At 43.8% G+C, this 25446-nt stretch carries 27 protein-coding genes; 14 read left to right on the top strand and 13 right to left on the bottom strand.

Features of this window, described 5'->3' with window-relative positions; translation table 11 throughout:
- Window positions 1-176 precede the first annotated feature (176 nt).
- The 8 genes from AS030_RS03855 to ade all read left to right on the top strand — a co-directional run bounded on the left by AS030_RS03855 (window position 177) and on the right by ade (window position 8891).
- Complete coding sequence (locus tag AS030_RS03855) at window positions 177-659, top strand: (2Fe-2S)-binding protein (protein ID WP_061968599.1); 483 nt, start codon at window positions 177-179, stop codon at window positions 657-659.
- 3 nt (window positions 660-662) lie between these two features.
- Complete coding sequence (locus AS030_RS03850) at window positions 663-1262, top strand: nucleotidyltransferase family protein (protein ID WP_061968597.1); 600 nt, start codon at window positions 663-665, stop codon at window positions 1260-1262.
- Window positions 1262-2155 (top strand): FAD binding domain-containing protein, encoded by an 894-nt coding sequence (locus AS030_RS03845; protein ID WP_061968593.1) that lies wholly within the window; start codon window positions 1262-1264, stop codon window positions 2153-2155. Before AS030_RS03850 ends, AS030_RS03845 begins: the two co-directional genes overlap by 1 nt.
- Window positions 2136-4430: a xanthine dehydrogenase family protein molybdopterin-binding subunit gene (locus tag AS030_RS03840; RefSeq protein ID WP_061968590.1), complete on the top strand. Its 2295-nt coding sequence runs from the start codon at window positions 2136-2138 to the stop codon at window positions 4428-4430. The genes AS030_RS03845 and AS030_RS03840 overlap by 20 nt, the downstream gene beginning before the upstream one ends.
- Window positions 4427-5251, top strand: a complete 825-nt coding sequence (locus tag AS030_RS03835) for an XdhC family protein (protein ID WP_061968588.1) — start codon at window positions 4427-4429, stop codon at window positions 5249-5251. Before AS030_RS03840 ends, AS030_RS03835 begins: the two co-directional genes overlap by 4 nt.
- Complete coding sequence (locus AS030_RS03830) at window positions 5233-5550, top strand: XdhC family protein (protein WP_240482201.1); 318 nt, start codon at window positions 5233-5235, stop codon at window positions 5548-5550. Before AS030_RS03835 ends, AS030_RS03830 begins: the two co-directional genes overlap by 19 nt.
- Before the next feature lie 184 nt (window positions 5551-5734).
- Window positions 5735-7084: an NCS2 family permease gene (locus AS030_RS03825; protein WP_061968585.1), complete on the top strand. Its 1350-nt coding sequence runs from the start codon at window positions 5735-5737 to the stop codon at window positions 7082-7084.
- Between the two features lie 67 nt (window positions 7085-7151).
- Entirely contained in the window at window positions 7152-8891 is a 1740-nt protein-coding gene (gene ade / locus AS030_RS03820) for an adenine deaminase (RefSeq protein ID WP_061968583.1), read from the top strand.
- Window positions 8892-8938: 47 nt separating this feature from the next.
- Here ade and AS030_RS03815 read toward each other — a convergent pair whose 3' ends face one another.
- Window positions 8939-9181 carry a hypothetical protein gene (locus AS030_RS03815; RefSeq protein WP_061968580.1) on the bottom strand — a complete coding sequence of 81 codons (243 nt, stop codon included), beginning with the start codon at window positions 9179-9181 and terminating at the stop codon, window positions 8939-8941.
- Window positions 9182-9337: 156 nt separating this feature from the next.
- Here AS030_RS03815 and AS030_RS03810 point away from each other — a divergent pair, with 156 nt between their 5' ends.
- The 3 genes from AS030_RS03810 (at window position 9338) to AS030_RS03800 (ending at window position 11317) form a co-directional block, all read left to right on the top strand.
- Complete coding sequence (locus AS030_RS03810; protein WP_061968577.1) at window positions 9338-9547, top strand: hypothetical protein; 210 nt, start codon at window positions 9338-9340, stop codon at window positions 9545-9547.
- Between the two features lie 60 nt (window positions 9548-9607).
- Entirely contained in the window at window positions 9608-9961 is a 354-nt protein-coding gene (locus tag AS030_RS03805) for a DUF2512 family protein (RefSeq protein ID WP_061968574.1), read from the top strand.
- A 378-nt stretch (window positions 9962-10339) separates the two neighbouring features.
- Entirely contained in the window at window positions 10340-11317 is a 978-nt protein-coding gene (locus AS030_RS03800; RefSeq protein WP_061968571.1) for an aldo/keto reductase, read from the top strand.
- Window positions 11318-11369: 52 nt separating this feature from the next.
- Here AS030_RS03800 and AS030_RS23915 read toward each other — a convergent pair whose 3' ends face one another.
- Entirely contained in the window at window positions 11370-11738 is a 369-nt protein-coding gene (locus tag AS030_RS23915) for a LapA family protein (protein ID WP_061968568.1), read from the bottom strand.
- Window positions 11739-11961: 223 nt separating this feature from the next.
- Here AS030_RS23915 and cspD point away from each other — a divergent pair, with 223 nt between their 5' ends.
- On the top strand, window positions 11962-12159 hold the full coding sequence (gene cspD, locus AS030_RS03790; RefSeq protein ID WP_053354963.1) for a cold-shock protein CspD: 198 nt from the start codon (window positions 11962-11964) through the stop codon (window positions 12157-12159).
- Between the two features lie 43 nt (window positions 12160-12202).
- On the opposite strand, the gene AS030_RS03785 is transcribed toward cspD, so the two are convergent.
- From AS030_RS03785 to AS030_RS03755, 7 genes are all read right to left on the bottom strand, one after another.
- Window positions 12203-12988: an alpha/beta fold hydrolase gene (locus AS030_RS03785; RefSeq protein WP_061968566.1), complete on the bottom strand. Its 786-nt coding sequence runs from the start codon at window positions 12986-12988 to the stop codon at window positions 12203-12205.
- A 114-nt stretch (window positions 12989-13102) separates the two neighbouring features.
- A complete protein-coding gene (locus AS030_RS03780; protein ID WP_240482200.1) occupies window positions 13103-13744 on the bottom strand; it encodes a methanogen output domain 1-containing protein in 642 nt (213 codons plus the stop codon).
- 257 nt (window positions 13745-14001) lie between these two features.
- Window positions 14002-14967: a type I pantothenate kinase gene (gene coaA / locus AS030_RS03775; RefSeq protein WP_074440454.1), complete on the bottom strand. Its 966-nt coding sequence runs from the start codon at window positions 14965-14967 to the stop codon at window positions 14002-14004.
- A 224-nt stretch (window positions 14968-15191) separates the two neighbouring features.
- Window positions 15192-16133 (bottom strand): magnesium transporter CorA family protein, encoded by a 942-nt coding sequence (locus tag AS030_RS03770; RefSeq protein WP_061968560.1) that lies wholly within the window; start codon window positions 16131-16133, stop codon window positions 15192-15194.
- Window positions 16134-16258: 125 nt separating this feature from the next.
- Window positions 16259-18493 (bottom strand): sensor histidine kinase, encoded by a 2235-nt coding sequence (locus tag AS030_RS03765; RefSeq protein WP_061968558.1) that lies wholly within the window; start codon window positions 18491-18493, stop codon window positions 16259-16261.
- On the bottom strand, window positions 18471-19163 hold the full coding sequence (locus tag AS030_RS03760; protein WP_061968555.1) for a response regulator transcription factor: 693 nt from the start codon (window positions 19161-19163) through the stop codon (window positions 18471-18473). Before AS030_RS03760 ends, AS030_RS03765 begins: the two co-directional genes overlap by 23 nt.
- Before the next feature lie 154 nt (window positions 19164-19317).
- On the bottom strand, window positions 19318-19875 hold the full coding sequence (locus tag AS030_RS03755; protein WP_061968553.1) for a cysteine hydrolase family protein: 558 nt from the start codon (window positions 19873-19875) through the stop codon (window positions 19318-19320).
- Between the two features lie 214 nt (window positions 19876-20089).
- Here AS030_RS03755 and AS030_RS03750 point away from each other — a divergent pair, with 214 nt between their 5' ends.
- Window positions 20090-21304: an Ig-like domain-containing protein gene (locus AS030_RS03750; RefSeq protein ID WP_061968550.1), complete on the top strand. Its 1215-nt coding sequence runs from the start codon at window positions 20090-20092 to the stop codon at window positions 21302-21304.
- Between the two features lie 45 nt (window positions 21305-21349).
- Here the strand turns inward: AS030_RS03750 and AS030_RS23430 are convergent, their stop codons facing one another.
- The 3 genes from AS030_RS23430 to AS030_RS03740 all read right to left on the bottom strand — a co-directional run bounded on the left by AS030_RS23430 (window position 21350) and on the right by AS030_RS03740 (window position 23574).
- Window positions 21350-21487, bottom strand: coding sequence for a hypothetical protein (locus AS030_RS23430; protein WP_156412553.1), 138 nt, complete (start codon window positions 21485-21487; stop codon window positions 21350-21352).
- A 33-nt stretch (window positions 21488-21520) separates the two neighbouring features.
- The gene (locus tag AS030_RS03745; protein WP_061968548.1) at window positions 21521-22495 is read right to left on the bottom strand and encodes a S8 family peptidase; all 975 of its coding nucleotides are present in this window, start codon (window positions 22493-22495) and stop codon (window positions 21521-21523) included.
- Window positions 22496-22734: 239 nt separating this feature from the next.
- Window positions 22735-23574, bottom strand: a complete 840-nt coding sequence (locus tag AS030_RS03740) for a DUF4037 domain-containing protein (protein ID WP_061968546.1) — start codon at window positions 23572-23574, stop codon at window positions 22735-22737.
- Window positions 23575-23712: 138 nt separating this feature from the next.
- On the opposite strand from AS030_RS03740, the gene AS030_RS03735 reads away from it, so the two are divergent.
- Window positions 23713-24981, top strand: coding sequence for a DHH family phosphoesterase (locus AS030_RS03735; RefSeq protein ID WP_061968544.1), 1269 nt, complete (start codon window positions 23713-23715; stop codon window positions 24979-24981).
- A gap of 94 nt (window positions 24982-25075) precedes the next feature.
- Here AS030_RS03735 and AS030_RS03730 read toward each other — a convergent pair whose 3' ends face one another.
- The gene (locus AS030_RS03730) at window positions 25076-25369 is read right to left on the bottom strand and encodes a DUF5658 family protein (RefSeq protein WP_061968541.1); all 294 of its coding nucleotides are present in this window, start codon (window positions 25367-25369) and stop codon (window positions 25076-25078) included.
- Between the last annotated feature and the right edge of the window lie 77 nt (window positions 25370-25446).

Below are 25446 nucleotides of genomic sequence, written 5' to 3'. Positions count from 1 at the left end.
TCTGCTTCCCTCCCAGATGTTTGTTATTCTTGTGAATTTCTCAACATCACCTCCCTTAAAAGCTATGAAAATAGGAATGTTTTTGAAAAAACCTACTATATTTGTACAAACTTCATTTAGTGCTAGCCCAAAAGAGCATGTTGATTTGTCCTAAAATTATATTGGGAGGTCGGACAATGAAGACCATTGATTTTTTCGTAAATGGAACAGAGATTTCGGTTACATGCAGTCCTTCGAAAACACTTCTGGAGGTTCTCCGGGAAGATGCGGGTTTAACCGGCAGTAAGGAATGCTGCGGCAAGGGAGAATGCGGTTCTTGTACCGTGTCGCTAAACGGCCTGCCAGTTTGTTCCTGCCTCGTGCTCGCCGGACAGGTTCATGGGGAAAACATCATTACAGTGGAAGGCATTGGCACACCGGAAAATATGGATCCCGTCCAGCAAGCGTTTATGGATGAGGGGGCTACCCAATGCGGCTACTGTACGCCAGGTCTGATTGTATCTGCAAGATCTTATTTGAACAGCATCGGCCACCTGCCCGGCCTGGACGAAATCAAGCAGGCACTAGGCGGCAACCTTTGCCGTTGTACAGGCTATACAAAAATACTGAAGGCCGTTCAAACAGCAGCTGAAAAACAACTGACGTTCAGGGAACTTTAGAGCATGACCGCTTCCAGCCTATCCTGTATTCTGCTTGCGGCAGGCAGGTCTTCCCGTATGAACCAAAACAAAGCTCTTCTTCGATGGCAGGGGCTATCTCTTATCGCTTATCAGGTTAAAACCATTCAACACGCAGGGATTAAGGATGTGGTGGCCGTACTCGGCTTTGGAGCCGCTGAAATAAGCAGGGAATTGAATGGCAGCTCTGTGAAAATAGTAAAGAATAACGACTATTCTTCTGGAAAATGCTCATCCATCAGAATCGGATGGCATGGCATGGATAAGAATTCGACCGGTGTCCTTATTGCTGCGGTTGATCAGCCTCTTTTGTCTGAGGTTCTCTGCCAAATGGACAAGCTTCATAAATCCGATCCAGAATCTATTATCATCCCTGTCCATAACGGGAAACGGGGGCATCCGACTCTTCTGCCAAGCCTTCTTTATTCCGAGCTGCTACTGATTACAGAAGAGACGGAAGGATTGCGGAGCATCATTAAAAAGCACCATAAAAGGGTTAAACTGCTGAAAACCGTTGACCCTCGCATTCTTTTAAACTTGAACACGCCGGACGATTATGAAGCTGCTTATAGGGAGGATCTGTAATGTATGTTTCAGAGATAGATATGCTTTCACCCCACTCTCTCCTGGAATGCCTTTACCTTCTTGAAAATGATAAAGCCAGCTTTAGGCTGCTGGCCGGGGGAACCGATGCGGTTGTTCGCATGAAGGAAGGAAAATGGCAGCATGACTGCTGGCTGAATTTGAACAACATCGATGAATTAAAATTTATCGCTATCGAAAAAGATGAAATCCATATCGGGCCGTTGGCCACCCATTCAGAAATCATCTCGTCTCCCCTGTTGCAGGACCATGCCGATGTCCTCGTACAAGCCAGCCGGGAAGTCGGGGCAGCCCAGATGCAAAATATGGGCACAATCGGCGGAAATATTGGCACCGCTTCCCCTGCTGGCGATACAATACCCGCTCTTTTTGCGTTAGGAGCCAGCATTGAGCTCACCTCAATAACCGGAAAACGGCAAGTCAGCGCAGAAGATTTTTTTATCGGGCCAGGTAAAACAGTGGCCTTCCCTAATGAAATCATCACGAAAATCTCCTTTAAAATCCGTGGTAAACATGACATCGGTATTTTTCAAAAACTCGGTCCGCGCAAAGCCCAATCCATCTCCATCGTGAATGTGGCGATCAGCCTGTCCATGAAGGAAGGAACAAAGGAGTGTTTAGGCGGCCGAATCGCTTTCGGTTCCGTGGGTCCTACCGTCCTGAGAGCGAAAAAGTGTGAAGCTATGCTCTCTCTCGGAGAACTATCAAATGACATGATATCGAATATAAGCAGCGTCGCGTGGAAGGAAGTCATGCCGATCTCCGATATCCGTGCCTCGGCGTCCTATCGCAGAGATATGGCGAGTGCCCTTTTAGAAAGAGGATTGTACCGTTTAATGAAAAGGTGGGCAGACAATGAAAGAAAACCACTTTAAATATATTGGCAGACGAGTCCCCCGGATGGATGCACCAGAAAAAGTAACAGGCACGCTAAAATATATGACAGATTACCATTTTGAACAGATGGTCTGGGGGAAAATCCTTCGTTCCAAGTATCCTTATGCAAGAATCGAATCCATCGATACGTCAAAGGCGGAATCATTACCGGGTGTTGTCTGTGTCTTAACCCATAAAGACATTCCGGGCTTTAACGGATTTGGCATTGTTGTGCCGGATCAGCCTGTTCTCGCCCGTGATGTGGTTCGCTGTACGGGTGATGCGGTTGCTTTGGTTGCGGCAGAAACAAAGGAAATCGCCGAACAAGCTCTCTCGCTCATTGAAGTGAATTATGAACGGCTTAACCCAGTGACTGATGCGGAATTTGCCATGTCTTCCGATGCTCCCTCCCTGCACGAAAACGGCAATATTCATAGTCATGTCATCATTAAAAACGGCAACACGGAAGCGGCCTTTGAAGAAGCGGATGTGATTTTGGAGAACACCTTTTATTCTCCACGCCAGATGCATGCCTTTATTGAAACAGAAGGCGGATGGGGAGTCGTGGAGCCGGACGGAATGCTGACTATTCGCTGCCCCGGGCAGTATGCGTACAGAGATCGCCTGCAAATTGCCCGCGCGCTCGCGATGAATCCCGCGAGAATCCGGGTGATTTCGCATCCGATAGGAGGAGCATTCGGAGGTAAGGATGAAATCACGGTTCAAATCTACCTGGCCCTTCTTGCCCTTCATACCGGCGGCCGACCGGTTAAAATACATTTATCCCGTGAAGAATCCGTGATTGCCGGCATCAAACGGCATCCGTTCAAGGTACAAATGAAAACAGCAGCAAAAAAGGATGGCACCCTGCTTGCCAATCAGGTGCGCGCAGTTGCCGATACGGGAGCCTACGCCTCGCTTGGAGGTGCGGTCATCGCGCTGGCGATCGAACATTGCTGCGGCCCCTACAAGATTCCGAATGTTGACCTGGAAGGATTTTGCGTCTATACCAATAACGGTATCTCCGGAGCATTCAGAGGCTTCGGCGTTAATCAGGTGTGTGCAGCCATAGAAACCCACATGGATATGATCGCCGAAAAACTCGGCATGGACCCCATTGAGCTTCGAAAGAAAAACGCTTATGAAAAAGGAGACCGCTCAAGCATCGGGCACGAATTAAAAACCAGCGTAGGTACATTAAAAACACTGGAGACCGCTGAAAACTGCGAGCTTTGGAAAAACAGGGAAACTCATAAAAAAAACAGCAGCGAACCGTGGAAAAAACGGGGAATCGGAGTAGCCACCTCTTTTCATGCGGTCGGCATGGGAATCGGTCTGCCAGACTATGGGGCAGCCACCATTGAACTGATGCCGGATGGGACGTTTAAGATTGGGGTCGGTTGTGAGGATATTGGAGGAGGCAACAGCACAGTATATGCCCAGGTGGCAGCAGAGCTTTTAAACTGTGATATTGATAAAATAACAGTCATCCAGGGTGATACAGCAAAAACGCTCGACAGCGGAACTGTTACCGCCTCCCGTTCCACATATACAGGAGGCAAAGCGATCGCAGCTGCTGTTCCCCATATGTTCCGTCTCCTGACTGAAGCAGCTTCTGCCCTGCATAAGGTGGAGCCGGAAAATATACTGATTGGTGAAAATGAATATTACGCAATAACAGAGAATGGGGAACAAGCTTCAACCTATGAAGAACTCTATGCCTACCTACAAGAAAACCGGCTTTCAACAAAGGTAGAGGGCCATTTCATGCTTCCAAAAGAAAAAGAAGAACTTCCCGGATCAGGAGGCGCTCCTCATCATTTATACGGATATTTAACTCATCTTGCTTTAGTTGAAGTCGATACACTTACCGGTGAAACAGAAGTTCTTCGTGTCGTTTCCATACCCGATGCCGGAAAAGTGCTGAATCCTCAGGGTCTTGAGGGGCAGGCGGAAGGCGGTGCTGTCATGGGGATCGGCTACACGCTGTATGAGGATGTATTAATGGAAGGCGGTTATCACCAAACGGCTAATTTTACAAACTACATCATACCCACCATCAGGGAGACTCCCGTTATCGAAACCTTCCCGGTTGAAAGCACGGAAGAGACCGGGCCTTTTGGGGCAAAGGGTATTGGAGAGGTTGTGATGATCCCCATTATCGCCGCCATCATGAATGCGATTTATGACGCAGCAGGAGTACGAATCATGCATCTTCCAGCCACACCCGAACGAATTTATCAGGCGCTGAAATCCCGGGATGTGCGCCAATGAAAAAAGAAGTCCTGTACCATAAACTTTCAGAAGCCATCTTAAACCGGACAACGGTTTCGCTTGTGACATTCACAGAAGCAAGTCCTGAACTGATCGGCAAACGGATCCTTCTTTTATCAGAAACCGCTTATGGAGAAAAAGGGGTGTCCGATGATTTGATACGTGCCACCGCTGCATTTTGCGCCCCTTCTTTTTCAAAGCAGAACACGTCTTCCCTTGATTTTCAATGGCAAAATAAACGGTACACCATCTTTCATGAAGCCTTCCCTCCTTCTCCGCATCTTATCATTGCAGGAGCGGGCCATGTCGGGGAACCGGTCGCACAAATGGGAAACATGCTGGGCTTCTCGGTGACTGTGGTTGATGACCGCCCTTCCTTTGTGAATAAGGAACGCTTTTCTTGTGCAGACGAACTGTGCTGCCAATCTTTTCATTCCTACTTTCAAAATGTTCCCCTGCAAAATTCCACTTACATTCTGCTGTTAACGCGAGGGCATCAGTTCGATGTGCTGATCCTGCAACAGTTATTGTCCAGAAAGGATCGCCCAGCTTATATCGGTATGATCGGAAGCAGACGCAGAATTGCAGGTGTTTTTGAACAACTCCGCAATGATTTTCCCGAAGAAACATTTACCCACATCCACACCCCTGTTGGATTGGATATCGGAGCAGAGACACCAGCAGAGATTGCAGTCAGCATTTTCGCTGAAATCCTTGCCGTGAGAAACAAAAAGAGCGGAGAACCGCTCAGTTCCCATATCCGTGAGTTGGCCAAAAAGGGGTTCAGAAAGGGGACAACACGTTGCGGGAACACGAAATGATCAACGTGATTCACACGTTTTTGCAAATCAAGAAACGGGCCGCGCTCGCCACTATTGTCTCTACCAAAGGATCGACTCCACGTAAAACGGGGTCAAAAATGATCATCACTTCAACAGGAGCCCTCATCGGAACCATTGGTGGAGGCTGCGGTGAAGGTGAGGTCATCAAAAAAGCACTTGAAGTGATTAAAACAGGAAAACCGGTTACACATAACGTCGATCTGACAAGCGGTCTTCTTTATGAAGACGGCGGAATTTGCGGAGGAATCATGTACGTTTTTATTGAACCGCTTCAGTAGGACCTCTGCTGCACTTAAAGAACAGGAGAATATTCCTGTTTTTTTTACATAGGATGTACAAATTAACCTGTCTCACCCCCACTGCATTGAAAGAGCTTTCGTCATCACAGGAATTCCTCCCCTTCAAGCCGGTTAATTATTTTAGGGTTAATGGATTCTACTAAAAGAAAAGGGGTGTATTTTTATGTCAGGAGCAGGAAAAGAAAGAGCCGGAAGAGAATTTTCTTTGAACCGCTTTTTTAAGCTGGAAGAACGAAAAACAACTATCAGGACGGAGATTCTTGCAGGCATCACCACCTTCCTCACAATGAGCTACATTATCTTCGTCAATCCTTCCATTCTTGCGGACGCAGGTATCCCGAAGGAAGCTGCTTTGGCAGCAACGATTTATGGCAGTGTGTTCTGTACACTGTTAATGGCACTTTGGGCCAACTTCCCTGTTGCCGTGGCACCTGGTATGGGATTGAACGCTTTTTTTACGTATACAGTGGTGCTTGGCGCCGGTTTAAGCTGGCAAACTGCTCTCGGAGCGGTGTTTATCTCAGGGATGGTATTCTTTATTTTGACAATCACCGGTGTCCGCCAACGGATTGTTGACGGTGTCCCTCCGCTCCTGAAATCTTCCATTTCTGTCGGAATCGGCTTATTTATCGCCTTTATTGGTTTAAAAAATGCCGGGATTGTGGTTGCCAACAAAGATACCTTTGTCAGCCTGGGCAAAATAACAGAAGCCGGACCGCTGCTTGCGCTGTTCGGATTGCTTTTTGCCTCGTTTTTACTGTCAAAGAAATGGAAAGGCGCGTTATTGATCAGCATCCTTGTGACTTCCATAGCGGCCATGGTGACAGGCTTTATTGACTACCCGCACAGTGTGAAAGACATTGCTTCCCTGTCCCTCCCAAGCCTCTCAGAAACGTTCCTTGCCATGGACCTGAAAGGCGCTTTTGCATATGGCATCCTGTCAATTCTATTTTCGTTTACGATCGTTGAATTATTTGATAATCTGGCAACCCTCATTGGCCTATCCAATAAAGCCGGACTTGCTGATGAAAATGGGGAAATTGAAAACCTGGACCGAGCCCTGCAAGCCGACGCAATCGGCACCATGGCAAGCGCAGCCATGGGTGGTACAGTTATGAACGCCTATGTCGAAAATGCGACAGGCATTTCAGAGGGCGGCCGTACGGGACTGACAGCTTTAACAACAGGCATCCTGTTTTTCCTGAGTCTTCTTTTCACTCCCCTTATCGCGTTTGTTCCATCCGTAGCAACTGCACCCATTTTAATTTTGGTTGGTGCCTTGATGCTCAGCGAAATTAAATCCATTTCTTTTGACGATTTTACGGATGTCATCCCTGCTTTTTTGACCATTATCCTCATGCCGCTGACTTTCAGCATTGCCCAAGGACTTGCTTTCGGATTTATTTCCTATACGGTTTTAAAACTTGCGGTTGGGAAGCATAAAGACATGCACTGGATGATGTATGTGATCAGTCTCGCATTTATTATCAACTTTATCTGGGGAAGCCATTAATTTCTCATCCTGGGCCGGGTGCAAGGATTGCTGCCCGGTCCAATACCGTTCGGAAGGAGCCAAAACCATGAAAAATAAAAAATACCCTCTTTCACAATTGATTGCCGCCTCTTCTAAAAGGGTTCCTGCCGACCTGGTCATTAAAAATGGCAAAATTATCGATGTATTCAATCTTGAAGTCATTGAGGCGGATGTAGCGGTAACCCAGGGTAAAATTGTTGGAATTGGAACATATGAAGGCAAAACAGAACTAGATGCAGAGGGTGCATATCTTTGTCCAGGCCTGATTGATGGGCATGTTCATATTGAATCAGCCATGGTTCCGCCAGAGGAGTTTTCCGATATCGTTGTCCCGCATGGGGTGACTACCGTTGTGGCCGATCCCCATGAAATTGCAAATGTGAGCGGAAAAGATGGGATCGATTACATGTTAAGAGCATCAGAAAACATCGTTCTTGATGTGTTTATCGGGCTACCTTCCTGTGTACCTGCCACCCCATTTGAACATGCAGGTTCAGAATTAATCGCTTCAGATCTTTATCCCTATTACAAGCATGAGCGTGTCATCGGTCTTGGCGAGGTTATGAACTATCCTGCCGTCTTTTCCGGTGAAAAGGAAATGACAAGGAAAATTGAAGATGCGTTGCTACATAATAAACATGTCGATGGCCACGCGTCAGGGATTCCTGCCGATGGAATCAATGTGTACGGAACGGCATGCATTCGTACAGACCATGAATGCGTGACTCCCCAGGAAGTCCGTGACAGACTGTCCCGAGGGCTGTATGTCATGCTGCGTGAAGGATCAGCAGCAAGAGATTTAACAGCATTGCTTGATGCAGTAACAGAAAAAAACGCCCGGCGATGTCTTTTTGTCACTGATGATAAACATCTTGATGATCTGATGGACCATGGCAGTATTGACCATAATGTCAGACTCACGGTTGAAAAAGGCTTCAGTCCTTTGCTTGCCATTCAAATGGCTACTCTCAATGCCGCTGAATGTTTTGGATTGAAGGAAAAAGGAGCAATTGCCCCGGGATTTGATGCCGACTTTATTTTGTTGACCGATCTTACCAGTTTTCAGATTAAGGATGTCTATAAGAAGGGAGTAAAAGTGGCTTCCGAAGGGAAAATGATTCAGCCTTCTCCAAAGGCCATATCCCCACCCTTAACCATCACCAACAGCGTACTGTTGAAACCGGTTGGCAACGAGGATTTGGCGATTCACATCTCTGGTAAGAAGAAAGCGAATATTATTCAAATCATCCCCAACCGTATTGTAACGAAGCATGTGCAGGAACACGTGAGTTCCTCAAACGGCGTATTCATTCCGGATGTGAATAAAGACCAATTAAAGCTTATTGTTGCAGAACGCCATCATGCCACTGGCCGCATAGGCCGTGGAATTGTAAAAGGGCTCGGTCTCACTTCAGGAGCGATTGTATCCACCGTTGCTCATGACTCTCACAATATTGTCGCAGCCGGGACAAACGATCAAGACTTGCTTGCAGCGATAAAAGCCGTGGATTCTATGAAAGGCGGGCTGGCTGTGGTCGAGCATGGAGACATTCTTGCTTCCCTGTCACTTCCATTGTCCGGTTTAATGAGTAACCAAAGCCATATCGAAGTTTATAAACAGCTGAAGCAGCTAAATTTAGCATTGCGCCGCATTGGCTTCTCACAGGATTATAATCCATTTCTTACCCTTTCTTTTTTAGCTCTTCCTGTCATCCCTGAACTGAAACTGACCGATGGAGGATTATTCAACGTTCAATCCTTTAATTTTATTTCTGTAACCGAATGAGGCTCCACCATAAAAAGCGGAAGCCAGACCATCGTCTGGCTTCCTTTTTATATTCCCAGTTCATCTTCCTGCAGTGATGACTCGAGTGTATTGACTAAATCATAATAATCATCAGGTTTCTCGAACTGATCCGGTGCCCAATTTTGTTTAATCCAGGAGGCGACTTCTGGTGCACTTTGGAAGATCTGGCCTGTTGTATCGCTGTCCCGGACAGTATAAATGTTATTATCCACATCAATCGTTACATCGCAGGGAAAGGCTCCATCTTTCTTATACAAAGAGTACTCCACGGGCAATGACCTCCTTCATTCAAGATAATTAAGTTATACCCCGTATCTTTTTATTTTATGTTAGTTTTGTCCAATCCTTTTTCAGCGGAATAGAGACTGATGATACAGAGTACGCTAAATGAAAATAGCTGAAACAGCTGCTGTAAGGAGGCCATTATGAAAAAGAAACCGACCGTTACTGAAAACATGCTTTCCAATGCTCCCAAAGAAGAAGAAATGACAATTGCTGCTGGAAGATCCGCCGATCATCCACTTGGATCAGAAGATTATATAGCGGGGGATTCAGTTAACGAACATAAAAACCTGGAACGGGTAAACCTTTATTTGGACGAAGGAGAAATCAGCCAGCAAAACAATAATCTGTAGTATCAGCATAATTTTAAACAATACGTCAAAAATAAAGGTGGACAAAGGAGGATTGTCATTATGCAAAGTTTATTGCTGAAGATAATCAGTATTCCGCTGATTCTTCTTCTGTGCACTTTTTGGTTTGAAGGAGTGAGTTTCAACAAGCCGCTTCCCTTTCTGATCATCACAATAATTTTGGCTCCGCTTGCTGTACTTATGGAATATATATTTTTGCCCCGTTTACCCTTTTGGTTAACATTTATCGCAGATTTTGTTCTTTCGTATCTGCTGGTTTATGTGATCAGCTCGTTTATGGCTGGTGCTTATGTATCACTTTGGGGCGCGTTTCTGATTGCTCTTGCTTACTCTCTGGTGGAACTCCTGATCCACAAGCAGATCGTATCCGACCATATGAGACACTCTTACAGCTAAATCAGACTGCATCTCCGTCATCGGGAGATGTAGTTTTTTTCGTATAGAACAGCTATATATGTTAGGTTTCGAATCATTTTCTCTATTCTTATTTCCATCACATTCGGTCTTGCCTTCAATTCCGTACAGGCTAACACCATTTCCACAAAGAACAAAAGAAGCAAGGAAAAGATCCAGTGTTTACCGAAAACAGTATTCCTGGTTTAAAAAACGTGGAATGCTGGGGAGATTCTGATCAGCATAACGCATAATTAGAAAAAAGCCTGCTGTAGCCAACAGCAGGCTTTTGTTCTGCCTAATCGTAATAGTTGCAGTTTTTGGCCAAGCCTGACTACAATGTTCTTGATAGTTATTATCCAAGTGAAAAGAGGTTACATAATGCGCAAAATGCCTTTGGAAAAGCGAGGAATTACATCCAGCCGACTGGCACTGGGCTGTATGGGGTTTGGCGGAAGCTGGGACCGAAGCCCCCTTTCGGATGATGAAGTATTAAAAACAGAAAAGGCTGTGGATGCGGCACTCTCAACCGGTATCACCATGTTTGATCATGCAAATATTTATACGATGGGCAAAGCAGAAGAGGCCTTTGGGCGCGTACTCCAGGGAAATCCGAGTCTGCGTGAACAAATGGTAATCCAGAGCAAATGCGGAATTCGATTTGCGGATGATATTGGCCCAGGGCGGTATGACTTTTCAAGAAGACATATCCTTACTTCTGTGGACGAGATTTTGAAAAGGCTTACTGTCGACTATTTAGATATTCTCCTGCTTCACCGCCCGGATCCGCTAATGGAACCTGAAGAAGTGGCGGAAGCTTTTGAAAAGTTGAAATCCTCAGGTAAAGTGCGCCATTTCGGCGTATCCAATATGAACCAGTCTCAGATAGAACTGTTGGAAGCCTTTATGGATGAAAAGCTGATAGTTAACCAGCTTGAAATGAGTTTAAACAAAGTGGATTTTGCCGATGAAGGGGTTCACGTCAATCAGGAAGCTGGTTTGTCCGTTCATTTCACAAGTGGTCTGATGGAGCATAGCATGAGAAAGGATATTCAAGTTCAAGCATGGTCCCCGCTGGCTAAAGGCATTTTTTCCGGCAACAGTTCCATAGAATTAACAGAAGCAGAAGCACAAACCAAGGATTTGGTAGCCAAAATGGCGGCTGAAAAAGAAACCACGCTTGAAGCCATCGTTCTTGGCTGGCTAATGCGCCATCCCGCAAAGATTCAGCCCGTTCTCGGTACGACCAATGTTCAGCGAATCAAGGATTCAGCCGATGCCGTCCGTATCTCTGAAATCATGACCCGGGAAGAGTGGTATGAACTCTATGTGTCTTCCAGAGGTGTAAAGCTGCCTTAAAACCATTTTTCCTAAAGAGTTAAAGGAATGCTCAAAAATAGCCGGCTCAGAATTAGATCTGAGACCGGCTTCTTTTTGGTTCCTCGGCAGCGCGGTACCTGCGCTGAGGTTCATCGATCGTTTCATTCATCAATTCCTTCTGATGATCATCAACAATGGTTTCCCTTTGCAGGGATTCTTGCTTTTTCAACTGAGATTCAAGCCGCCTTACCCGGTTTCTCAGCTGAACCACTTTCAGAATGCCAAAAAACCCCACAGCCAATCCACCAATAGCTGCTGAACCGAGAATGATGAGAACCAACGGCCATTTGACTGTCCCAAAAATATAATTAAAACTAACATCATTGCCATTAACAACAGCAAAAACCGCAATCAATAAGGCAAACAGCAATCCAAAGATTAAGTATCCTTGTGCCTTCATTCTATCCTCCTCCTTCTTAGCTCTCTTATTCCCTATTTTTAAACTTTTAAATAAAAATATGATTAAAAACTTAACACCCTTGCGTATTCGGTTAAAGAATGTTACAGTAGTAACAGTTATTTTTGTTCGGTACATGACTTCTTCGCAGTGGTTTGCGTCTTGAATGATATTTGAGCAGGAATAGTAATAAATCGTGGGTTTTATCCACACAGGAGGAACATCTATGCTACAAGGTAAAGTTAAATGGTTCAACGCAGAAAAAGGTTTCGGCTTCATCGAAGTTGAAGGCCAAGACGATGTATTCGTACACTTTTCTGCTATTCAAGGCGACGGTTTCAAATCACTTGAAGAAGGTCAAGATGTAACGTTTGAAATCACTGAAGGTGCTCGCGGACCTCAAGCTGCTAACGTTCAAAAGTAAGGAATACATGAAAGGCTCCTGAATTATCAGGAGCCTTTTTTTATTATATTTTTTTCATAAATTCGGTGATTTCTTCGATCAGAGCATCTGTGGCTTCATACATTCCCATGTGCCCGGTCCTTGGTAAGGTCACTTGGGTAATATTCTCCTTGGAAACTGAAAATGTTTTCTCTGGTGGAATCACTTGATCACTTTCACCAGCCACCAAAAGAACCGGAATATTTGAGTTCTGGAGGACGTCATTGCGATTGGGCCTGTTTTTCATGGCAATGGACGCAGTAATGGCTCCTTCAGGCGGAGTATCATATCCGATTTGTTTCGCCTTCTCTATTTTATCAGTCAGCGTAGTATCGGGTGCAAACAGGTTGGGTATCAATTGATCAATCACTGAGTTAATTCCGTTTTCCTGTATTTGCTCAATGGTACGGTCTCTCTTCAACCGGCCGGCTTCATCGTCTGGAAAGGCAGTGGAATGAATCAGTCCATACCCTTTCAGCCGGTTGCTTTGATGATCAGCAAACGCTAAAGTAATATAACCTCCCAGTGAATGTCCCAGCATGGTGACTTTATCCAATCCTAAATGCCCGAGCAAATCCTTGATATCCTCAGAAAAATCCTCCACGGCACATGCAGAATCACTGACCGATGATTTTCCATGCCCACGCAAATCAGGTGCAATTACACGGTATTCTTTAGCAAGCTTGGGGACCACTTCCTCCCAATATTCATGGCTTCCGCAAAAACCGTGAAGCAACACGATGGCTTCTCCTTTTCCTTCATCAATATAAGCGAGTTTCCTTTTGTCTAGGTTAGCTGTTTTGAGTTTCACATTACTCCACTCCTTTTCCTATAATTCTCCTTAACCTTTCATACTTTCTTTCAAACGTTCTGGTGTATAAAAAAAGCGTGCTGTTTGACACCACACACATACATTCTGAATTCTCTATCTCTTCATTTTTCCATCCTCTTTTACTTTTCCCCTTAATTCTTCCAACTCGTCAAGTAATTTGATCATTAATTCATCCGTCCGTTTTAGCTCTTCGTTCAGCATGGTGATGGTTTCTTCTTCCCAGAGGAAAGGATCTGCCTGAGCGGGGGAAATGGCCAAATCTTTATACTCAATCCCCTCTTCCGAATCATCTGGCGATAAATAAATCGCAATTTCACAATTTTCGTGTCCAAGAGCCATTTGTTTCCTGAGTGAAACTTTGCCGTAACCGAAATGTCTTGCAGCAATCCCGCCGAATACGCTGGACGTCATCATGCAAAGGTGGGGCGCATGAGTTACGTCATCTCCAAAGGGACATTGAATCGCCTTCATCACGATTCGGTCACCATCTATGGATAAAAGTTCAAACTGACCGCCTATTTTATTTTTCAAATCGATCAGAATATCCACATATTGCTCAATAGTCCACGGGCTGCTGTAACCCTTGTAATAGCCCTCTATCCACTCTCCCGTTCGTATACCAATCTGACGGATATATTCTTCGGCAACAGGACCCACTGCTTTCCGATGAACTCTTGCATACTGTGTAATCAGTTTGGCCAAAAAGACATGTTTATTCAATTCGGAATCTTTCACAACATCAGCTCCCATACGGGTATTCATTCAAAAAGTAGTTGCTGCTTAGTCGCCAAAAGATAATAAGTTACTTTTAAGTAAGTATTGTACTATTACCATACTCTATATCACCTATCATAAAAATGAGAAAATAGATACAAATTTTGTAATATAGGCTCAATATTCGGTCGACTCCTACTGTATACCCTGTTTCTTTCCACGCTATGTCTCGTTCCGAAGAGTTCATCAAAAAAGACGGCGTTTGCCGTCTTTTTTGACTACATTTTTCTCATTTTAACCCCGGATACGGAATGATTTTTTCCTTTTTCCAGAATTAGATGCGCCCGATACTTGGTCGGAAGGATGTTTTCACGCAAATTCAATCCGTTAATGGTATTCCAAATATTAAGTGCAAATTCAATCGCTTCCTCATCATTCAGATCGGCATAACGGTGGAAATAGGATACCGGGCTTTGAAAAGCGGTGTTTCTCAAGATTTTAAATCGATCCACATACCATTGCTTGATTTCCTCTTCGTCCGCGTCCACATAAAGGGAGAAATCAAAGAAATCTGAAACGAAGATTTGTGTATTTTGTTTTTTGCTTCTTTTTTGTTTCGGAACCTGCAGTACATTAATACCTTCTACAATAACAATATCGGGTTCAGAAATGGTTTGTACCTGGTCATGCAAAATATCATATTCCAAGTGAGAATAGATGGGAGCTTCCACGACCGGCTTTCCTGATTTCAATTGGGACAAAAACTGGATCAGTCCTTTTAAATCGTAGCTTTCTGGAAATCCTTTCTTCCCCATCAGCCCTTTTTGCTCCAAAACAGCATTTGGATAAAGAAAGCCGTCGGTTGTAACAAGTTCAACCTTTGGCGTGTTGGGCCATCTGGACAGAAGCGCCTGAATGATCCGGGACGTTGTGCTTTTGCCAACCGCTACACTTCCGGCAATCCCGATGATGAACGGTGGCTTCTTCATTTGCTTGCGCAAAAATGCATTCGATTGCAGATGAAGCTGCTGTGAAGAGGTGACATATAGGTTAAGCAACCGGCACAATGGCAAATAAATGGACGAGACCTCATTGAGGGATACATTTTCGTTGATTCCCTGAAGTTCCGACACTTCCCATTCTGTTAACGGTTGTATATCGGCCGAATACAAGCCCGCCCATTCTTCCCTGGTAAAAGAAAGGTAGGGAGACAGCGACTCATTCTCTAACATGGTCTGGCTCATTGCTGGCATCTCCTTTTTTGGATCACTATGCTTAATATTCTATATCATCGTTCATAGGATACACTTCAATTTAAGTATCATATCGCTTTACAATGTTAACATAATTTTAAAGATAAGATAACCTGATTGTAAAGCCATTACCCTTCCATAGGAAAGCGTTTTCGCTATCAAGCGAACAAAAAGGGAACTTTATTGTGAAAAGTTCCCTTCCGCAGAATGATTTTCTATTTCCGAAAGAAGCGCTTTTTCCAAAAGATAAAGGCAACCAATCCCGATATGGTAAAAGCAACACACAGGCTTACAAAAAACGCATGCGGATATTTCTGAAACGGCAACGGAATGTTCATTCCATAAAAGCTCGCTACCATGGTAGGCAAAGCAAGGATAATCGTAATGGACGTTAAAAAGCGCATTTCTACGTTCAGGTTATTCGATATTACCGAAGAGAAAGCATCCATAAGGCTTTTTAATATATTTCTGTATATAAGGCTCATTTCAATCGCCTGCTTGTTTTCGATAATAACGTCTTCAAGCAGATCCTTGTCTTCTTCATACATTTTCAAGTAGCTGACCTTCAGCAATTTTTCAAGTACAGCATCATTTGATTTAAGGGAAGTGGCAAAATACACGAGAGATTTCTCAAGCCTGAGCAGTTCAAAGAGATCCTCATTTTTCAGTGTCTGCCGTAATTCATATTCGATTTGCTCTGTCTTCCGGTTGATTTGCCGCAGGTAACGCAAATAATAAGTAGCAATCATCTGAAGCAGCTGAAACACAAAACGCGTTTTTTTATACGTGTAAAAGTTTTTTACTTTTCGCTTGGCAAACAGCTCCAGAATCGGGTTTTCTCTCAGACAAACCGTTATAAAATGAGAATCGGTGGATATCATGGCAAGCGGAAAGGTATCATACTGTACTCCGTTCTCGTCTGAATCCAAAATCGGCAGGTCCACGATAACACTTACGGTATTTGCTTCTTTTTCTACCCTGGAACGTTCTTCTTCATCCAGGGCATCTCTCAGGAAGTCCGGATCGATTCCTATTTTCTCAACCACCCAGTTAATTTCTTCATTGGTCGGTGCAATAAGATTGATCCAGCATCCTTTTTGAATGTCTTCCACTTCTGTTAGTTGGTTTGCGGTGTCAGTGTAATAAACATTTAGCATAAGTTATACCTCTTACATTCAGTCTATTCCTATAATAAAACAGAACCTTATAGAAATGTAAACAAAAGATTTTTCCGGATATCAAAAAGAAGCGGCATCGTCCGCTTCTTTAGCTATCTTTCATTTTATACCGCATCCAGCCGGATTATCACTTTAAATAAATCTCCGTCCACTTCCACGTCCATCTGGCCTTCATGAAGATCAACGATCGATTTGGCAATCGCCAGGCCAAGGCCTGATCCTTCCGTATGTCGTGAGGTGTCCCCTCTTTTGAACCGTTCAAACAGCTCCTCCGTGTTGCCCCCCAACTCATATTTTGTAATGTTTTTAAACGAGATGATCACTTCATCCTGTTTTTGTTCAATTTCGATATATACTCTCGTACGATCTAGGGAATATTTCAACGCATTTCCGATCAGATTATCAAATACACGCCACATTTTTTGTCCATCGACATTTGCATGGATTGGCTGCTCAGAAAATGACAGTCTGAACTGCAAATTGGATTTCTCTATGGCTTCATCATTTTCAGCAAGTGCCTGCTGCAGCATTTGAACGATATCTGCTTTTGTTCGGACAAGTTCAATATTTCCGCTCGCCATTTTTGATGCTTCAAACAAATCATCAATCAAGACTTTGAGCCGTTTTGATTTCCTATCAATAATTTCAACGTACGCCTTTTGGCTGTCCTGATCGAGATTCGGTGTTTTTAACAACTCCGTGTAAGAAATGATCGAGGTGAGCGGTGTTCGTAAATCGTGGCTTACATTGGTGATCAACTCTGTTTTCAGCCGTTCACTTTTTGCTTCGGACTTCTGCAATGCCTTTACACCATGCTTCAGTGTGTTAATGTTCCTTGCCAGCGCGGCGAGCGGAGAATTTCCTTTGGCCTTCAAATCCGGCTCCATCTTCCCGGCAGCCAAATCGGAAGAATAAATAACAATCCGGTTTAAGTAAGAAATCTTCCGAAGCAACAGTAACAATGCCGGTACCGTAACCACCACAAAGAGTATTAGATAGAGTCCGATAAGCTGGTCGTTGTACATAATGAAGCCCACACCAAAGCCGGAGGCAAATACAATACCAAGCAAAACTAGAATTTGAAAAGCAAATCCTAATGAATGAAAAGCCTTCAGCACATCCATCCATAACCGGTAAATAAGAGAATGCTTCAAGTCTGCTCTAGTCAGGCCGTTTTCTTTTATCTCTTCACGGAGGCAAACCACTTGAATCAAGATTAGCCCTGCAACAATGCTTGTAAATAAAATATCAAAAAGCGTATTTTTGATCATAACTGAATAGTCGCCGTATAAAGTAAAAGTAAAAATGTTACCGACGGATACCATGAGAACAAAAACAAATAAAAGTAAGGATGCTACTTTTAGATCAATCGGCGCTTTTCGGTAAACGTTTTTAATTGGCAGTTCACCAATAGCAGCCAGCAAACGGTATTTTCTTGCAAGCCAGATACTTATAGCTAAACCAAACACACCCACAGTACTGTAGAGGTAAAAAAAGAGCTGATTGATCTGGAACATATGATACTGCTCGTAGATCATGCTGGTCTTTGGCAAGGATTTCGGCACACCAATTTTTCCGATCAGCACCGGTTTTTCATCTGATAAAACATCAGTAACAGTATTATCATAATTTGGACCCTCTCCAGTATCGTCCGATGGCGGCATGTAATCTGAGATGGACAGATCCCTTGCACTTTTGTATTCCTGAACAAACTGCATGTTGCTATTGTTTAACTTTTGATAGGCATCCTGCTTATTTGAAGAGGAGAGATTGGTAAATACTTCAGCGCTCTCATTATTTTGCAAATAGTAATCAAACGAAGAATCCCATTGCTTCAACTGCCTCTTTACCTCTTCTTTATTTTCAATAAAATGATCGATTTGCTTCTCTTTTTCTTTTTTTACTTTCTCTTTTACATATTTGTCACTTTCAAAATTCTTCTGAATGTCTTCAATCTTTTTGTCTCTTTGCTTTTGATAATAACTTTCAAGTTTTTGATTATGATCCGCTTTCGCCTCATCCAGCTGCGGTCTGTACTGTTCCTGGATGCTATTGATTTGATCAGATAACTCACCGTATCTGAAGCGGTATTCCTCCATTTCTTCATCTGAAACCGTAATTTTTTCTTTCATCTCATCCCCTGTCAAATTGCTGACTTCGGAAATATGGAGATATCCCAGAAACGTATTGTACTCACTTTGGAATTCATCCGTATCAAAGTAACTCTTTCCCAGATAGGCATCCCAGTGAGACAAGAAGGTTAATGTACCGCTCAACCCGATGGTAAACAAGAGCAGCCATGCACCCCAACTCAGCTTACTTTTCCATTTTGTACCCAACACCCCATACCACCTTTAAATATCTTGGATTTTTTGGATCAATCTCTATTTTCTCTCTGATTTTCCGGATATGAACGGCCACTGTATTTTCTGCGTTATAGCAAGGCTCCTGCCATACTCGTTCATAAATGTCATGAATCGAAAATACACGCCCAGGATAGGACATCAAAAGCTCTACAATCCTGTATTCGATTGGAGTCAGCTTAACAGCCTCCCCGTGAATGGCCACTTCTCTCGCATCCTTGTCAAGAGTAAGGCCGCTCAGGTTTATGATCGAATTCTTTCCCTCATATGTGCCCAGCGTCATATACCTCCTCAGCTGGGATTTCACCCGGGCAATCAGTTCAACGGGATTGAAAGGCTTTGTCAAATAATCATCGGCTCCAATTTGAAGTCCAAGGATTTTGTCCGTATCCTCACTTTTTGCACTAAGCATAATGATCGGAATGTTCTTCTGTTCCCTGATCCTAAACGTTGCCGCTATGCCATCAAGGCGCGGCATCATAATATCCAGTATGATTAAATGAACGACTTCTTCATTCAAGAGTTCAATGGCTTCTATGCCGTCTGATGCCTGGAGGACATTCATCTTTTCGTTTTTCAAATAGATTTCAATGGCATCTCTGATCTCTTTTTCATCATCTACAACCAATACTGTAAATTCGCTCATTTTTCTCACGCTCCCTTCAAAATTATACCATGCCCTTTTTTGTGGATTACCTGTATCTTAACCTGTAAATCTTAACAATCAGTCAGCATAATTCTTAAGACTTTCTTAATATAAAAAAGAAGACCCCGATGAGGTCTTCTTTTTTCGTTTGCTATTATCGGTACTTGTAATGAAGCGGTTCGAATACGTCTTCATCGGCACTTCTTACCATGGAAAAATGGTCCACATTGTAATGTCCATGAAGAATTTCATTATGATGCTGAATAATCTTTTCGGCACGCAAGCTCTTTGAGGATGTGGTGGAATGTCCTTCCTTGATCAAGGTGACATCAAACCCCAGCACAGTTGCCATGCGAACAGCGGTATCAATACAATGCTCGGTTTTGCATCCCGCAATCACAAGATGCTCAATCTCTTGTTTTTGTAAATGCTCCAGCAATCCGGTTCCATAAAAAGCGCTGGTGGCGCTTTTGTCAAAGAAAGGCGTATCTGCCGGCAATTGAATCTCGCTGTGAACAAGAAACCCATCACCACTCCCCCCGGCTACGTCCAGGTCACGCACGACCAATACAGGTACCTTTAAACGCCCGGCTTTAAGAATGACCTTATTTATAGTGTGAATGACTTCCTTTTTTTGATAGACTTCCTCATTCTCTGTGTTTCCGTCCATTAATTCCTGTTGTGCATCAATAATTAGCAAGGCTTGCTTCAAACCATCATCTCCTGTTTATTTTCTCTCGGTACCCTTCCCATTCCCCATGACTATCTTTTTTTTCATAAAAACCGCCTCCTTTGACATACTCTGCTCTATCTATTCTTTAGAGGATACGCATTTACCTTCATTCCAAAATATTCTATTATTTTACACCATTCACCTTGTGATATATGGTATTATTTAGAAGATTACGAGATTTGGAGGATTGACTATGACATCTTTGTTTATAAAAGCCGGTTTGGCGGGCTGCCTGGCTCTCGGACTGCCACTTTTTCAGGATCACGCCCTGGCAGCATCGAGCTCCAATGTTCAGTCGAAATGCAGCTCGTTGGGCACCTTAAAAAAAGGTACAAACCCATCCACACAGCATATGAACTGCCTTCTGACACAGACAGCCATAGAAGCAGGTATTCCGCCCGAAATTATGAAAGCAGTTGCCACCCAGGAAAACACCTCATGGAAACAATTTGATAAAAAAGGAAAACCGGCCATTTCATCCGACCACGGAATTGGCGTAATGCAAATTACAAACCAAAAGCGGTATGATATCGAAAAACTAAAGTACGATATTCCTTATAATTTGAAAGCAGGTGCGGATTTGTTGAACGATATGTATAACAGGTCCGATCTTCCTTCCATCCTGCCAAAGGATAAAGCCGTGCTTGAAACGTGGTATTTTGCGATCATGGCATACAATGGAACCAAGCCCGTCAACAGCCCGCTCTATCAGAGCACCGGGAAAGTGAACACCAATGCGTACCAGGAAAAAGTCTGGACATACCTGAAAAGTGAGAGTTTCATAGGGGATACAAACATTCGCAAGCCCTCTTTTTCTGTTAAAGATTTTAAATATAACCCTAAAAGCACAGCCAATATTAATTTTTTGAAGAAAACGTATACACTGTCCAGCCTGCTTCATGAGACAAGATACGGACTCAAAAAGAACGATAAAGTATTTGCCAGCTGGGAGAATTCTTCTCTTACCCAGGTAAGGATCCGCAAAGCACCTTCTACTGATAGTTCATTCAAGTGGATAAAAAAAGGAAGCCAGCTCGCAATTGCCGGACCATATACCTTCGACCGTTCTAATGGCAGTTCCAACCCATTTGTCTGGTATCCCGTTTCCGTTCCCGGACAAAAGGGCACATGGTACATAGCCTCCCCCTATATCACCAAAATGCTTTCTAAGCCAACGGTTATGCCTGTGAACGGCAAGAGCCGACAGATTTCAGGAAAGGCGATAAAATTGAGCACAATCACCGTTAAAAGAGGAAGTACGAGCCTGGGTGCCGTTAAAGCGAATTCGACCGGATCGTTTACCATGAAGATTCCCCTACAAAAAGCAGGGACCGTATTAAAGGTGACTTATAAAGATTCAAAGAATGCGGTAAGCCCGGCTGCCACAGTTAAAGTAACAGCAAAATAAGACAATAAAGCTGATTCTCTTGTGAGAATCAGCTTTATTTAAAAGTCAGGCTTTTTTTCGTTTCGGTTGTTCCTTCTTGGAAGGAAGTGATGTTTTTCTGTGTCTGCGGTTTCGCTCCTCCACCAGTTTTAGTGTCAGCGTGGCAAAGCCAATCATTAAGGACAGTACATGATAAACCGCCATGGTCAACATCCCCTCTTAAAATTGGGAGCCGCTTTACTTTTGAACGGTAGTTGTTTCTTCTGTTTTGTTGCCGGAATCAGTTCTTTCACCCATCTTTAAGTAAAGCAACCCGTTGCCTTCTCCTTTTTTCGTCAGGCCAATCGTTTGGGTGTTCTTACAAAGCTGGGCATAAATTTCAGGATCGGTTAACTCCCGGCCGAATTCAGCTTCCTCTTTCAGGATAAGGACAGCCACGGCACCGGAAACGTGAGGTGTAGCCATGGATGTACCTGAGAGCTTGGCGTACTTTTCACCAGGATAGGTGGAAAGGATATTGACTCCCGGAGCTACAAGATCGATTTCATCATTCGTATTTGAAAACTCGGCCAAGTGCTTTTGTTCATCTACAGCACCGACCTGGACCACTTCTTTATAATACCCTGGATAGGCTTGCTCATCAGTTCTTTCATTGTCATCGCCTTCGTTGCCTGCTGCGCAGACGACCATAACATTGTTTTGAGTGGCGTTTTTAATGGCTTCATGCATTTCGGGGATATCGTCCGGTCCGCCAAGTGACATGGAAATGACCCGAACTCTTTCGCCATTGTCGCCCCGCCATTCCACGGCATAGTTGATGGCATCAATAATTCCCTGGTAGCTACCGCTTCCGTCCTTTCCAAGGACTCTGAGAATCAAAAGCTTGGCTTCCGGCGCTATGCCTGCAACCCCTAGCTTATTGTTCAAAGTAGCGGCAATCGTACCTGCTACATGTGTTCCATGATAGTGGCCATCCAAGTAGTCCTCAGGATCATCACTCGTAAAATTTCTTCCTCCAATAATTCGGTCTTTCAAGTCCGGATGGTTTACATCGCAGCCTGTATCAAGAACCGCGACGACCACATCCTTCCCCTTGTATCCCTGCTCCCATGCAGCAGGAGCATTGATCATTTGAATACCGTACGGAATTTCTTCACCAGCTGTCTGTACAACTTCTTCTAACTTAAAAGGAATTAAATGAACTTCACTCATTCGTCCTTCCTCCTTTAAAAAGATGATGGTAAAACAGGTAAAGATTTTTTTAAACCGCCTTTTTCCCAAATGATAGTTTCAAAGAAAGGGGAATAGGTGTTTGCATTGATTGTAGCACCCTAAGTAGATAAAAACAATAAATTTCAGAAAAATGAGAAATTGGATGCATGCTAAATAATGACAGATAAGAAAATTAGCGCGTACAATTCTGTTCAACTAGGTAATTAGTTACAGTAACATCAAGGATGCACCGGTCTTGTAAATGCAGCCTGTTTTCTACCCTCTGTTACAGGCAGATGAGGGTAGTGCGTTTCGACAAGTGCATACACTTCCCCAACAACTCCTTCAAGAGTAGAAATGCTTTCCTCCGGGCTGTCTGTAAGAACCGATGTGAACCTTTCATATAATTGATCGGGCACGATTTTCATTTCATCTGTGCTCTGCTTCAGCCATTTGAATGCAGGATGATGAACATACATGCCATTCAAACCAAATAAAATGCCGAGCATTCGTTTTTGAACCGCTGTCATCAAATCATAATACATGAGCCAATCTTTACGAGCCAGCAGGGCTTTGCGGTTATTCCACCGGCTTCCCAACTCAAGGTTTTCGATGATCATATTTTCAGCCAGTGCCGCCGGGTAAGCCATCACTTCTTCTTTTAACGCAGACAGCGTTCGTTCTTCCTCAAACAGGATCTTTCCGTCTTTAAGTGAAGCAGCCAGACATTGAAAATCATAGTTTGTATTTGCCTGCTGAACGACCTGTTGAAGAACTTCCTGAATGGTACTTACAAGGAAGCTGCTGATTTCAAATTTTACGCCATCGACAATATAAGTTTCCGCCCACTCTTCTTCTTCGTATGGATGAAAATCAATGATCTCGCCGTTTACCTTTTCAATGGGCTGAAGACGATCTCTGTCTCTGGGCGGTTTCTTCCACAAAATATGGAGCTCAATATCAGAATGGCTGTCATCCCAGCCACGTGAAACCGAGCCGGCAAGTAAAACACCTGCGATGTTTTCATTTTTTTGGTAGATCTCTGCCATTTTATCGGCACGATTTGTTAATGATTGCATGTTCTCTTTCCTTTCAAGCCATAATAGAAGTTGCTCTACTTTGTATTCGGGTATCTTCTGAAAATTCCTTCTTGGGTTGAAAGAAAGGCCCCGTGCCTATACTATTGAATAGGGAAATAGAAAGGAGGCGTTAGTGAATTGAAACTTTTTTCACATAATGACCTGGATGGAAAATCCTGCGGCATCGTGGCAATGCTTGCAATCGGAGAGGAAAATGTAGAGACCTTCTACTGTTCACACGAAAACATCAATCGTCGTGTGGCCAATTATATACAATTGGAACAACACAAGAATACTCCTGTTTACATAACGGATATCGCAGTGAATGACGAGGTGGCCCGCCAGCTGGAAGAGGAATTTGAAGACGGACGGGAAATTCAGCTGATCGACCACCATGTTACGGCCGACCACTTTAACGGCTATGAATGGGGCTTTGTTGAAGCAAAAAAGGAGGACGGAAAGCTTACCTCTGCCACTTCCCTTCTTTATGAGCATTTTATTGAAAAGGGACTTCTCAAAGACGGAGGGGCGCTAAAGGAATTTGTTGAACTCGTCAGACAATATGATACCTGGGAATGGTTTGAGAATGAAAATGAGGATGCCAAGCGTCTGAACGACTTGTTTTTCCTTCTTCCTCAAGGACAATTCGAAAAGGATATGATCGAACGTTTAAAAACAGAAGAGCACTTCCGTTTTTCACAAACCGAAGAAACCATTCTTCAGCTTGAGGAGGACAGCAGAAAAGCGTATATCAAGAAAAAGCAGCGGCAAATGGCTGAAACATGGGATTCGGTATACGAAACCGGGAGCGAGCCTTACCGAATCGGCATCGTTCATGCAGAAAGCCATCACTCGGAGCTGGGTAATGAATTGAACCGTGAAAATCCCCATCTGGATCTAATCGTGATCCTGAACATCGGGGGCAAAAGAGCAGGATTCCGTACCATTTATGATCATGTGGATGTATCCAAATATGCAGCGCAATTTGGAGGAGGCGGACATCCAAAAGCTTCAGGATGCACACTTACACCTGAAGGGTTTCAAAGGTTTGTTCTCCCCGCTTTTGAAATTCCGCCACGTCGGCCCGATGCACATGACAACGAACAAAATGTTAAAGAAAATGAAAAAGGAACCATTTTCATTAACCATAAAAAAGAGTCAACGATCGTTTTCAGGGACAGCGATCAACAATGGAAACTTATTCATCATCATCAGCCTGCTTCGGAAACTTTTTCTGATTTTCAATCGGCAGAAAACTACGTGAAACGTCAATACAGTTCATGGCTTTTAAATGATGACAAAGCGGTCGAATATTTAAGCAACCGGCTTCATGTACCATTTGAAGAGACATCGGCAAACTACAGTGAAATGCTGGATCGTTTCCGATCTCATCTCAACAAAGCATAAATCTAAGCGCACCGGCAATAGTGAACTGCACCCCCAATTTTAGACACACTCTAAAATTGGGGGTGCAGTTCATAGCTGGTGCGCTGTTTTATTGCTATGAAAGAAAAGCCAGTATATAAATGTGCCATCCCATCAAAAGCAGATAGACACCGAAAGCAAGATACACAAAGATGCTGTACTTGCCGCGAAGCGGCAGAAACGACAAAAGAATAACGAGCATCGAGAATAGAAGCTTTACTCCCAAAAACGCCAAAGGATGAAAATGATAGAGAAGCCTCATAATCGGGTTTAACTCTCTTCCTCCCCGTTCGAGCAGCCTGAACGTTAAAAACGCATCCGCAACATTAAACACGGCAAGCAAATAGCAGATCCACTTGTACAATTTCATCGGCTGCGCCACTCCTCCCACTGCCCCAAAGCATCACATCAGCATTTCTTTCATTTTCTCAGATGCTTCTTACTATC

It is taken from the genome of Fictibacillus enclensis, from assembly GCF_001457035.1.
Classification (GTDB): domain Bacteria; phylum Bacillota; class Bacilli; order Bacillales; family Fictibacillaceae; genus Fictibacillus_C; species Fictibacillus_C enclensis.
Note: the sequence above shows the minus strand (reverse complement) of the source record. Positions and strands in the feature narration are given on the sequence as shown.